The following is a 12,617-nucleotide window of genomic DNA, read 5'->3' on the forward strand; positions in this document are numbered from 1 at the left end:
ACCACCCTTTTACTAAATTTGAATTATTCCTAAATAGGAAGTAAAATAATTACTGAAAACCCACTAGAACCATCTAAAATAACTTTTCCATTTAAATTCATAGTTCTTTCTTCTATTCCTGATAGGCCAAGATCTTTTTTTATGATGATGCACCCTATGCCATCATCCTTTATTTCTACTTTAAGTAAAGTATTAAGCACTTCCACATTTACTTTGACATTCTTAGCTTCAGAATATTTAATTATATTGGTAAAAGTTTCTTTTATATTATCGCATATAACCTTCCATTCAATATAGGAAATCCTATCCAAATTATTGCTGTAATATAAATTTGCATTGATTTTAGTTTTATTGTTAAACTCATCTACAAGTAGCTTTATTTTGTTTATACCTAACTGTTCTGCTTCAGGTTTAATGTTCTTCAATGTATATCGTATACTTTCCATTCCATCTCTAAGTACATTTATTGTAGTTTGAATAATAGCTTTGCTTTGATTACTATCCTTGTCCATAATAAGTTTCGCAGCCTCTAGTTGCATTAAACTTCCTGAAATACTATGGCCTAATTTATCATGTATTTCCTGAGCAATGTTATTTCTCTCTTGCAACTGTGAAGTATATATCATTTGATTTTTGTATTCCATTTGATTATTTAAGCTCATCAATAATCTATAGTTTTTCTCTTTAAGCTCATCATTTTGAATAGTAAGTTTTTTCATTCTATCTTCAATGATTAAAATGAAATAGTATGCTACAAGACCAAATAAGGAAGTAAATAAATATTCGCATATTATAATGTTATAGTTAATAATAAAAACAGATATTAGTAAAACAAACAAAATAAATATGAGTTTTATTTTACCAACAAATATTTCGAAAAAATTTATTGGTAACAATATAAAAAATATAGGAGTGACAAAAAAATTGCAAATCAAAAGCTCCAGAATTGATATGATTAAAAAGAGACGTTTATATCTCTTGTTTGAAACTAATGATTTGCTTACATTAATAATCACATAAAAAAGTAATGATATAATCACTGTATAGTTGCTGCAAGGAGAGTTGAAATTCCCCTTTACTAGCAGACTACTTACATAAATCAGTAAAATTAATTTATTTAATATAATCCAATTTTCCATAAAAGCACCTCTATCTATTACAAATTATGCAAATACTTAAGCTGTTTTATTAATATTTATAAATTTCTATAGAATATACCATTATTGTAATTCTACATTAAGATAATATTATCCTTCAATTGTATAAAAACAGCTTGCGGAAAACAATGTGGATAACTGCATAATAGGGTACATTAAAATAAATAACAAATATTTTTAAGCGCAAAAAAAGTATATATAGTATGAGAATAGATGTAGTTACTAACTATGATGATACCGTGCTTGATTTTTGGGTTAAAAATGGTTTTGATAAATTCAAAGATGTGGAACTAAATTGGACAGGAAAAATTTTACCTGCATTATTATGAAAAAAAGCTTGTAGTTATTTAAGTCAAACGGCTGTAATGTAATCAATCAATAATTTAGAGTCATTCACTATGGTGCAAAATGGATTTAACTATTTAACTCATCTTTCATAGTCTAAGTATTTACCGGATAGTTGCAGAAAGCCACTAATAAAATATGGTTGCTAAAGAATTACAGAATAAATCGACAAATGAAATAAAGAGTAAGGATAATAGTTCTGAAGATCAGACAATTGAGCCTTAAGTGTCAGTAAATAAAAGCCCAACAAAAATAAATAAAATAAGAAAATCCACACATGTCTAAATAATGTTTATAATAAAAAATAAGAAAGGGTAGAACAAAATGTCCTACCCTCTCGGCAATGATTATTAAAAGTATATGATTATATTTTACGACAACATTATATTAATTACTATTTGAGAGACTTCATGCCTATTTGAATGGTATATCATGAAAATTAACCGCCTATATAATCTTTTCTAATCGTTTCTAAATCTGTATTTTTTAAATCATCTACAATAACCACGCCACCTACAATACTGCCATCTTTTATAATCGAATAGATACCACTGCTACTAAAGGTAGTAGCTACTTTAACAGTTCCTTTTTTACCTTGAAAAGTAGTTATGTTGTTGCCAGTGTCTGATGCAGCAATTTCAAAGGTTCCATCTGGATTGTCAAATTCATTTAAATCAAAGCTTAAAATTGTATTAACATTTTTAGCCGCAACTACAATCAAGGGTTCAAATTCATATCCTGTACCTTTAATTGAAAGAGCCTGGTTGCTTCCTGAAATCACAGCTTTTTGGATCAATCTACTGGTTTTAACTTTACTCGAATCCGTACCATAAATACTTGGTTTTTCAGGTGCAGCAGGTGCGCTACCCATATTACAACCAGGCATTCCACTGGATGGAGCTGGCACAGAAGGATCAGGTTTTGAAGTGTCCACCGTTTCAACATTATCAACTACCTTAAATACACCTCTAATCATGCCCATTCCACAACTGAAGTTTATATCTTTATCCTTTGGTGTAAATTCAATAACATTTTCACCGGGCTTCAAAGTTTTCTGAATGTTTAAGGATGGAATAATTATTTGGCTGTTACAGGAATTTAATGATTTACCATCAATTATCCATTTTACAGGCATATTTTTCTGTATATATAAACCATTTGGTGTATAACCTGCACCGTCTGCGGTCATCTTAACTACCTGAACTCCATTCTCTATAGTTGCCTTAGCAGCTGGTGTAGCTGATTCCAATGTTTTGTTACCAGATAAACTAGCAGCTAATGAAGATGTAGAAGGCACATTTACACCAGCTAATGCTAGTCCTCTACTTCCCATTACAATACCCAAAACTACAACCAGTATTCCACTAAATTTTAAAAGAGTTTTTGTATATCCTTTAGTAATGAGACCTGATAATGCCCCAAATGTTAACATTAAAGGTACTGTACCGAGAGAAAATATTAGCATAGATAAGGCTCCGTTAAAAGCACTTCCAGTTCCTAAAGCATATAGTTGCATTGTCTGAAGGGGCACACAGGGCATAAGTCCATTTAGAACACCAACTAAAAAAGGAGTCTTTGGTTTCTTCTTAACTGAGCAAGCAGGCCATGGAAGCTTTATATTAAACTTTCTAAATAGGCTGTATCCACTCATATTAAGTCCCATTATTATCATAAAGACACCGGCAAATATTTGGAGCCCAGCCTTTACGGGTAGTGAGAGTGAAAGCACGGAACCTAGAGCACCTACTATCCCACCAATTACTGTATATGCTAGAACTCTACCTGCATTATATAGAAGTGCAGGTTTAATGGAATCGAATTTACTTTTGCTATCTTTATTTATACTTTGGGAAAGCATTATTCCACCACACATGCCTACGCAATGTATTGAGGTAAGGACTCCAACAATGAATAGAACAAAATATGTAGCCCCATTTAGTCTAGAGGTCATATCAATTCCACCTGATGAATTTCCAATTAATATAATTGCCGCTACAATTATAAATATACCTACTATTTTGTGGTTATTTGAACTTTCTATGCTATAACCAGCTGCTTTTATGACAGTCCTAATTTTTTCACAATTACACAGATCTGTATCGTATTCTATTGTTAGAGATTGACTACTAAAGCTTGCAGAAGCTTTTTTCACACCATATAATTTTGTAACTGCTCTTTCTACTTTTGATTCACATGATGTGCACGTCATATCGAAGACTTTTATTTTTTCCTTTTTAATGCTCACATTATTACCTCCTAAAAGTTTTTAATATAATATTTAATGTTGTATTCAATGAATATAAACTTATTATTTAAATTATATAAAAAAGATGTGTAGATTTTATAAAGATAAAAATAAAGATATATATCTGATAGGTTTTAAAAAATAATTAAATCCAGATAAGTTACTTATCTGGATTTAATGTTAAGTTAGATTATTTATCTAGAGTTTTAATATATGCTTTCATCTGATCAATATTCATAGCACCAGAGTGTTTAGAAATGATATTCCCGTCTACATCAATGAAATATGAAGTAGGAATTGATGCTATATTATATTGAGCGGCAACAATCTGATCAGGGTCTGAAAGAACTTTAAAATTATAATTATTACTATCAATAAAGGATTTAACAGTATCTAAAGGTTCACCAATTTCTATAGATACTATAACTAAGTTGCTATCTTTTGTTTCTTGATATAATTTTTCGATTTCAGGCATTTCTGATCTGCAAGGTGGACACCAAGTTGCCCAAAAATTAAGAAAAACCTTTTTACCTTTTAAGTCACTTAAAGATAATTCATTACCATCTAGATCCTTTAATTTGAAATCCATGGCCTTGGTTTTAGAAGCCTTAGGATTTATTCCAATGGGCTTAGTAGGAGCATTATTTTGAGTATTGCTACTTTTGTCTGTATTTTCCACAGATAAGTTAGATTTAGAACTCGATGCATTATACGTGTTTAGAGTATTGATAGAGACCCCTACAAGGATAGCGGCTATAAGTACTATTAGTAATTTTTTCATATTAATTCTCTCCTTCGACTAAAAATTAATAAAATTCATGTATTGACTTAATATGGCTAATTTGTTCGTGAAAATCATAACTCCCATTATTATCATTAAAATGCCACTTATTATGGAGATTATAGGAAGATATATTGAAAACTTTCTAAATTGTTTAGTAAAGCTTCCTATGGCCATGGCAGTTAAAATAAATGGAACAGCAAGTCCTAGGGAATACATTATCAAAAGTAAAACCCCTTTACCTATAGAGTTCATACTTGTAGCATAGATGAGTATTGAGGATAATATAGGACCAATGCAAGGTGTCCAACCTGTGGCAAAAGCCATTCCCATTATCACTGAGCTAAAAGGACCTTTTATTTTATCGAAATATAAAAATCTTTTCTCACGATAAAACAATTTTATTTTAAATAATCCAATAGTATGAAGACCAAAAACAACAATAAGAGTTCCTCCTACTTTTCTAAATAAATTTTTATGGGTAATTAGTAATTTACCAAGGGAGCTTATAGAAACTCCCATTAAAATAAAAATAATAGAAAAGCCTAACACAAATCCAAAGGATTTATATAAAACAGAAAGTTTAGCTTTGCCATCCTTTAATTCTTCTATGGAAGAACCAGTTAAATAGCTTATATATGCAGGAACTAGTGGAAGGACGCAAGGAGATAAAAATGATAGAAGACCTGCAGAGAAAGCTAGTAATATTGATATGTCATTCAAAAGTAAACACCTCCAATTTAGTATTAAAAAATGAGTTAATAAATCAAATAGGTCATTGAGCTTGAACGTAAAATACGAAATAATAAAAATTCCTTTCTATGAAAAAAATCATAACTATAAACATTATACTAAAAAGATGTGGAGATTTTATGTGCTTATGTAAAATAGATTTTTAAAATAGGGTTATTCATAAAATCTACATAATAATTAGGTATTATGTGGTTATAGAAATGAAAAGGAGCTGTTTAAATATTAAAAATGCCAACAAAATTATGATATTAATGATCAATTAGTTATAAATTATGTTTATATTATATAATTTATGGTGTACAATACAACTAGATAGCACCCCCTATGTGGGGGGTAAGGAGATGTTTAAATGAATCAAGAAAAAGTAAGGGCATTACAATCGTTGAAAACTTCAAAAGGACAAATTGAAGGGATTATAAAGATGTTAGAAGGCGGAAGATATTGTGTAGATATATCTAACCAAATAATTGCAGCTCAATCTCTTTTAAAGAAAGCTAATTTATTAATATTAAAACAGCATTTAAGTCATTGTGTTAAGGATGCTGTACTTAGTGATAATGGGGATGAGAAGATTGAAGAGATAATTGATTTACTCTCAAAGATTATGGATAAATAATAAAGTTATAGGAGGCAATATAAATTGGAAACAAAATCATTGAAAATTGAAGGAATGACCTGTTCAGCATGTGCTAAGACTATAGAAAGGGTTTCAAAAAAATTACCAGGGGTTTACGATGCAAGTGTAAACTTTGCTACAGAAAAATTAAATATAAACTATGAAGAGTCAAAAATTAAATTATTAGATATACAAAGAGCAGTTGAAAAAGCTGGGTACAAAATAGTAGTGCAAACAACTAATAAAACCTTAAAGATAGAAGGAATGACTTGTTCGGCCTGCGCTAAGAATATAGAAAGAATAACTAGAAAAATTAATGGAGTTGTGGAATCAAATGTAAACTTTGCCACAGAAAAACTAACTATTTCTTTTGAACCATCATTAGTAAGGACAGTAGATATAAAGAAGGCAATCGAAAAATCAGGATATAAGGCTCTAGAGGATGAAAGTAATGTAGACGCTGATAAAGAAAAAAAAGAAAAAGAGATAAAGTCTTTATGGAATAGATTTTTAATGTCTGCAATATTTGGAGTTCCATTGTTACTAGTTGCAATGCTACCTATGATTATTACATTACCTGAAGCTATTAACCCGATGATGCATATGGAGACTTATGCTATTTTACAATTGATACTTGTTCTACCAATAATGTATACAGGTAAAAAATATTTTATAGTTGGCTTCAAATCATTATTTAGATTAAGTCCAAATATGGATTCACTTATATCTATTGGAACCTCTGCGGCATTTTTATATAGTTTATTTGCTGTATTTGAAATAACGATTATGGGAAATATGGATTATGAAATGTATTTTGAGTCAGCAGGAGTAATTTTGACACTTATAACTCTTGGGAAGTATTTAGAATCAGTAACTAAGGGGAAAACCTCCGAGGCAATTAAAAAGCTTATGGGGCTTGCTCCAAAAACTGCAATGATAATTCGCGGTAATAAAGAAATAGTGATTCCAATTGATGAAGTAGAAGTTGGAGATATAGTAGTAGTGAGGCCTGGCGAGAAAATGCCTGTGGATGGTGAGGTAATAGACGGAACTACATCAGTAGATGAGTCAATGCTTACAGGTGAGAGTATACCAGTTGAAAAAAGTATTGGACATAATATAATTGGTGCAAGTATAAATAAAAATGGATCTATTAAATATAAAGCAACTAAAGTTGGTAAGGATACGGCACTATCACAAATAATAACCTTAGTTGAAAATGCTCAAGGCTCAAAAGCTCCAATAGCTGCAATGGCAGATGTTATATCAGGTTACTTTGTGCCTGTGGTTATAGGACTTGCTCTAGTTTCGTCATTAGCTTGGTTTTTATCTGGAGAAACGGCAGTGTTTTCTCTAACAATATTCATTTCGGTGCTTGTAATAGCGTGCCCTTGTGCTCTGGGCCTTGCAACACCTACAGCAATAATGGTTGGAACAGGAAAAGGCGCAGAGTATGGAGTGCTTATAAAAAGTGGTACAGCGCTCGAAACTGCACATAAAATTCAAACTATAGTATTTGATAAGACTGGAACACTTACGCAAGGAAAACCAAAGGTAACTGATATAGTTACGGTGGAGGGTGCTTCCGCGGAATTCTTACTTCAAATAGCAGCCTCTGCTGAAAAAGGATCGGAACACCCACTAGGTGAGGCTATAGTTAAAGACGCAGAAGAAAAATCATTAGAATTTAAAAAAGTAGAAAGCTTTAAAGCTATACCTGGTTATGGAATAGAAGTTAGTATAGATGGTAATAAAATAATATTAGGAAATAGAAAACTTATGATAGAAAGTGAAATTTCTTTAGAAAAATTAGAAGATGTTTCAAACAAACTAGCTGAAGAAGGTAAGACTCCAATGTATATTGCCATAGAAAATAAGTTAAGTGGAATAATTGCAGTTGCTGACACTGTTAAAGAAAATAGTAAAAAAGCTATAGAGAGACTCCATAGTATGGGAATAGAAGTTGCCATGATAACTGGTGATAATAAAAGGACTGCAGCAGCTATTGGAAAGCAAGTTGGTATTGATAGAATATACGCAGAAGTTCTGCCTGAGGATAAAGCAAATGAAGTTAAAAAGCTTCAATCAGAAGGTAAAAAGGTTGCTATGATTGGAGATGGAATAAACGATGCTCCTGCACTTGCACAGGCTGATATTGGTATAGCTATAGGTTCTGGAACAGACGTTGCAATGGAATCCGCAGATATAGTACTTATGAGAAGTGATTTAATGGATGTAGCTACAGCGCTACAGTTAAGTAAGAAAACTATAACAAATATAAAGGAAAATTTATTCTGGGCTTTTGGTTACAATGCATTAGGAATCCCAGTTGCGATGGGAGTACTGCATTTATTTGGAGGTCCGCTTCTAAATCCTATTATTGCAGCACTTGCAATGAGCTTAAGTTCAGTTTCAGTATTAACAAATGCTTTACGATTAAAAGGATTTAAGCCATTAAGATAAAATTCAAGAGAAAAATATAAAGCACAATTAAATTTAAATATGAAAATACCCAAGTATTTTTTAATAAAACAAAACTCCTACTTATAAAAGTGGGAGTTTTATTTTAGAAGATGAGCAGCCTCGCAGAAGATGATTTAATTCTAGTATATAAACAATTTTAAAAACAAACATCTATAACTGATATACAGCTACCTTATCAGAAACTGTAAAATCAGCTTCTGTAATGCTACGAATATCCTCAACATTTAGGCCTTCAAATATTTCAGTAAGAACCAGTCCAGTAGGCGTTACCTCAAATACTGCTTTTTCAGTAACGATAACATCGACTACGCCTTTACCTGTAATTGGAAGAAGGCATTTTTTGAGTATCTTAGATCCACTCTTACTAGAATGTTTCAATGTAGCAATAACTTTGCGAGCACCATTTACTAAATCCATAGCCCCCCCCATGCCTGGTGCAAATTTTCCTGGAGCAAGTGGCATAGCCCAGTTTGCAATGCTACCCTCTTGATCTACTTCAAGTGCGCCCAGTACTGTGGCGTCAACATGCCCTCCACGAATAATGCAAAATGATGTAGCCAAATCAAAAACCGCAGCTCCGGCTAGTAAGCTAATAGGTTGACCACCAGAGTTTGCAATATCCGGATCTTCCTTGCCTAGTTTTGGAGTAGGGCCAAACATTAAGCAACCGTTTTCGGATTGCAATATTACTTCCACACCCTCAGCTAAATAATTGGCAACTGCTGTAGGCATTCCAAACCCTAAGTTCACTACTTGATCATTACTTAGTTCCTTAGCTGCCCTCCGAGCAATTATTTCTCTTGCTTCCATACTTAATTACCTCCTTTGATTTATAAAAAACAATTATTTTAATTGATTAGAACGAACCCACAAATTAGTATATACTTGTTTATGTTCATCAAATGAATGGCCTTGTACAACGGCTTGTACAAATACACTTGGTGTACCTACGCATTCAGGTTCAATACCACCAACATCAACTATTTCATTCACTTCGGCTACTGTATAGTCTGCACCCATTGCCATAATTGGATTGGTATTAATGGCTAAGCCGCGATATTGTATATTTCCTAATCTATCGCCTTTATAGCCTTTAATAAATGCAAAATCAGCCTTCAGCGGCAATTCAATTAAATACATTTTATCCTCTATTATAAGTTTTTGTTTACCGTATTCAACTAATGTACCTACACCGGTAGGGGTAAGAACACCACCTAACCCAGAACCAGCTGCTCTAATTTTTTCAACAAGACTACCCATTGGAAAGTATTCAATTTCAATATCTCCGTTTTTAAATTGCTCCAACGCAAGCTGGCAAGTGCTAGAATGGGCAGTTATTAATTTTTTAACTTGCTTGTTTTTGTACAATCGTGCAATGTCAAAATCCTGACCGGGATAAGAGTTAACTACTGATATTATAGTTAACTCTTTAACACCTTTTTCTACTAATTTGTCAATTGCTTTAAGCGGTGCACCCACCCCTAGAAAGCCACCAAACATAATTGTCGCTCCATCGTGAACCTTTTCCATTACTTCATCTAAATCCATAACTTTGTTCATGAAATTATCCCCTTTCACTAATAGCTTGATATATAAACTTATAATGTCTCGGTTAAATCATCTCCTACGGAGCTGAAATGTCGTTAAATTTATGGGGGTATATTTTTATTAGCGTACGAAATATCTATTTTCGCGTACACGGCCCATAGTATATCTTTTCGGTATAGTTTTATTAGTAAGATTAGGTATGCATAACTAATTTTTATTGCATACCTAATCTTCTTCATCTACTAGTTGTCTAAAATTTATACTTTCTAGTTATGCATTTAAATTCTTTTGTACTTTTGTCATAGCTCTATGCATAAATGCATAGACCACTTTTATTCAAATTACAAAAGGGTGGATCAATTACACATCTATTACTTCTATACATCTAAGCAATATGGGTTACTGCATCAACTGTATTTGTAAGGAATTTACTTAAGTGTACATATAAACTATATATATTTATCATACTATGAATGAACAAAAATTATTACATTAATTTCAAAATAACAAAAAAAAGAAAAACATCTATGCAATCTCCTGTTACAATTAAGTCACGACACAAAACATAACTTATGCTATCCAAAGGGAGCTTCTAAAAAGTATAAATCAGATATTAATAGAACAAAATCATGGATATATTTAGTCCATATGAATTTGAACCAGTATCTCAAGTATCTATTGATGATGATTGGTCAGCAATGCGTTTCCGTCATGTTGATAATATAAAGACAATGAAAAGAAAAACTGCAGTTACTGAAAAGGGAAAGGAACGAATAAAGGACAATAAAGGTTGTAAATAGGTATTACTGTACACGATTTACATATATATTGTAAATATGTAATTGTTAGTTTAATAGCTGACATCATCTAGAAATGGATTATTTGTGAGCTACTACCACTTCTAGAAGTGGTGGTAGTTCACAGAAATAGTTCTAAATTTCCTTTATAAGCTCCATAAAAATCAACATTTTCAGTATCTCCTGGATTTGCTTTTGGAAGAACAGGAATATTATAAATTTTGTCTATTGCAAGTGGAGTATTGCTTGAAGAATTATCGTATTCATCAGTAATATAATAATTATCAGCATGACCAGTACCGTTTCTAGTTACCGCCAGTTTTACAATTGCTTCATATATTGCCATTGGTGCAACTATTCCGGTAACTTTAACCTGTCTTGTTGTTGGTATTCCAGGATTTGGATTAGAATTGCAATTGCAGGGACAAGGATAATATATTACCTTCATTGAAGTATGATTTTCGATATTATGATTACATTCATCTTTACAACTAGTATGTTTTTCTTGTATTACGATAGTATTTTTTATACAATAAATTACTTTTATAAATGGAATTAAATTGCTATCATTACACATGGCCGAACCAAAGTTAGTGATAAAATCATTATTTTTTTTACACAGAATTATACCCTTGTTTGAATTTGAATTCTTGAACCATAGCGAAACAATCTTAGTAAGATTCGCTGTAACTGATATTTTAGAAGTTATGGGATATATGCTACCTTCAATAAGATGGTTAACTTTCGGAGGATTTTTATAGGTAGTGTAATTGCTAAAATAATCAAAAAGCGGATATATATTAATACATTTTTTTTTATTTTTATAAAAGTTATCAGTTTTAAATAATACAATTTCTGCATTGGTTATTTCAGCATTATTTGGTATTGTGGAGATATCAAAAAATAAAAGGCTTGAATAAGTATATACTCCATCATTTCCTACGGTTATATAATCTTTATTTATGTTTCCAGTAGGAATTTTATTTGTTAATGTAAGACTTTTAGTTGATGGTATTATAATACTTTCCACTTTTGTTACACTCCTTATCTTATAACACAAACAAAGCCTGCCGAGGCTTTGTTTGTGTTTATTATTATGCTATTGGAATCATAGCTCCTTCAAAAGCTCCACCATCTCCAGAGATTAATAATGTCACTGGCTTTGGTGTTGATAAAAGTTCATTAGCTGTTAGTCTGGGGGTAATTGCCATATATACTTCGTCGGGTGTAGTCGAGAAGTCTGCACCAGCAAGATACTCCTTTGTTACATAAAAATATCTATGAGTAGGCGTAAGCGGAGTAGTAATATTATCTAGAACATCCAAAGTTATAGTTACTGCATAGGTTGGAGAATCAGTACCAATCTTACCAGTAAGCTGTATTTCTTGAACAGAAGCAGTTTTAGGGCTTCCAAAATCTAAAGTTAGTGCTGCCATATATAAAGACTCCTTATTTTTAATTTAAGCTTTTTATTGCTCAATACATAGTATCGCATTTATAGTATTTTGTGACTAAAAAGGAGTATTTATACTATTTTTTTCTTCGAGTATTGGGGAGTCTATAAGTGTAACAAATATTAATTTATGGGAATGGAAATCATTTACTGATGTAGTGATTTTTACTAAATGAACATGTTTTCCATTACCAACAGGTATCTGAAGGCCAGAAGTTGCTTCGAAATAATGTAAGTGATCAAAACAATCTGTTCTTGACTTAACTTTATGAATATGTCCACCTGAAACAGATATTGCAGGACTGGATACTCCAGCAAATCTATGATTAGGAGGTGTTTCCTCTAATTCAGCTATTGTAGTGCTACCTTCAAACTCATGGACATGAAATTGTTTTTTTTCGGAATCACAATGATCTTTATCATCGATATTGTCATTAA

Annotated in this window: 13 protein-coding genes; 4 read left to right on the top strand and 9 right to left on the bottom strand. The window is 31.7% G+C overall.

Translation table 11 applies throughout. From position 1 onward, the window contains the following. Window positions 1-29: 29 nt before the first annotated feature. Window positions 30-839 carry a sensor histidine kinase gene (locus ACWJKE_RS00095; RefSeq protein ID WP_216301662.1) on the bottom strand — a complete coding sequence of 270 codons (810 nt, stop codon included), beginning with the start codon at window positions 837-839 and terminating at the stop codon, window positions 30-32. A gap of 521 nt (window positions 840-1,360) precedes the next feature. Between ACWJKE_RS00095 and ACWJKE_RS00100 the strand changes: the two genes are divergently transcribed. Next, entirely contained in the window at window positions 1,361-1,486 is a 126-nt protein-coding gene (locus ACWJKE_RS00100; RefSeq protein WP_268064106.1) for a hypothetical protein, read from the top strand. A gap of 455 nt (window positions 1,487-1,941) precedes the next feature. Here the strand turns inward: ACWJKE_RS00100 and ACWJKE_RS00105 are convergent, their stop codons facing one another. The 3 genes from ACWJKE_RS00105 to ACWJKE_RS00115 all read right to left on the bottom strand — a co-directional run bounded on the left by ACWJKE_RS00105 (window position 1,942) and on the right by ACWJKE_RS00115 (window position 5,251). Beyond that, a complete protein-coding gene (locus tag ACWJKE_RS00105; RefSeq protein ID WP_462959074.1) occupies window positions 1,942-3,747 on the bottom strand; it encodes an urease accessory protein UreH domain-containing protein in 1,806 nt (601 codons plus the stop codon). A gap of 190 nt (window positions 3,748-3,937) precedes the next feature. Continuing rightward, window positions 3,938-4,528 carry a TlpA family protein disulfide reductase gene (locus ACWJKE_RS00110; protein WP_216301664.1) on the bottom strand — a complete coding sequence of 197 codons (591 nt, stop codon included), beginning with the start codon at window positions 4,526-4,528 and terminating at the stop codon, window positions 3,938-3,940. Window positions 4,529-4,546: 18 nt separating this feature from the next. Next, entirely contained in the window at window positions 4,547-5,251 is a 705-nt protein-coding gene (locus ACWJKE_RS00115; RefSeq protein ID WP_216301665.1) for a cytochrome c biogenesis CcdA family protein, read from the bottom strand. A 379-nt stretch (window positions 5,252-5,630) separates the two neighbouring features. Here ACWJKE_RS00115 and ACWJKE_RS00120 point away from each other — a divergent pair, with 379 nt between their 5' ends. Next, entirely contained in the window at window positions 5,631-5,897 is a 267-nt protein-coding gene (locus ACWJKE_RS00120) for a metal-sensing transcriptional repressor (protein WP_165414088.1), read from the top strand. 24 nt (window positions 5,898-5,921) lie between these two features. Continuing rightward, on the top strand, window positions 5,922-8,360 hold the full coding sequence (locus ACWJKE_RS00125) for a heavy metal translocating P-type ATPase (protein WP_462959075.1): 2,439 nt from the start codon (window positions 5,922-5,924) through the stop codon (window positions 8,358-8,360). A gap of 171 nt (window positions 8,361-8,531) precedes the next feature. Here the strand turns inward: ACWJKE_RS00125 and ACWJKE_RS00130 are convergent, their stop codons facing one another. Beyond that, complete coding sequence (locus ACWJKE_RS00130; RefSeq protein ID WP_216301667.1) at window positions 8,532-9,191, bottom strand: 3-oxoacid CoA-transferase subunit B; 660 nt, start codon at window positions 9,189-9,191, stop codon at window positions 8,532-8,534. A gap of 33 nt (window positions 9,192-9,224) precedes the next feature. Beyond that, complete coding sequence (locus tag ACWJKE_RS00135) at window positions 9,225-9,941, bottom strand: CoA transferase subunit A (RefSeq protein WP_462953696.1); 717 nt, start codon at window positions 9,939-9,941, stop codon at window positions 9,225-9,227. A gap of 617 nt (window positions 9,942-10,558) precedes the next feature. Between ACWJKE_RS00135 and ACWJKE_RS00140 the strand changes: the two genes are divergently transcribed. Next, window positions 10,559-10,729, top strand: a complete 171-nt coding sequence (locus ACWJKE_RS00140) for a hypothetical protein (RefSeq protein WP_462959076.1) — start codon at window positions 10,559-10,561, stop codon at window positions 10,727-10,729. 118 nt (window positions 10,730-10,847) lie between these two features. Here ACWJKE_RS00140 and ACWJKE_RS00145 read toward each other — a convergent pair whose 3' ends face one another. The 3 genes from ACWJKE_RS00145 to ACWJKE_RS00155 all read right to left on the bottom strand — a co-directional run bounded on the left by ACWJKE_RS00145 (window position 10,848) and on the right by ACWJKE_RS00155 (window position 12,606). Next, the gene (locus ACWJKE_RS00145; RefSeq protein WP_462959077.1) at window positions 10,848-11,756 is read right to left on the bottom strand and encodes a DNRLRE domain-containing protein; all 909 of its coding nucleotides are present in this window, start codon (window positions 11,754-11,756) and stop codon (window positions 10,848-10,850) included. A 64-nt stretch (window positions 11,757-11,820) separates the two neighbouring features. Beyond that, window positions 11,821-12,162 carry a hypothetical protein gene (locus ACWJKE_RS00150; RefSeq protein WP_216301670.1) on the bottom strand — a complete coding sequence of 114 codons (342 nt, stop codon included), beginning with the start codon at window positions 12,160-12,162 and terminating at the stop codon, window positions 11,821-11,823. A gap of 75 nt (window positions 12,163-12,237) precedes the next feature. Continuing rightward, a complete protein-coding gene (locus ACWJKE_RS00155; protein WP_258280786.1) occupies window positions 12,238-12,606 on the bottom strand; it encodes a YmaF family protein in 369 nt (122 codons plus the stop codon). Window positions 12,607-12,617 lie beyond the last annotated feature (11 nt).

Source organism: Clostridium sp. CM036 (genome assembly GCF_055081135.1).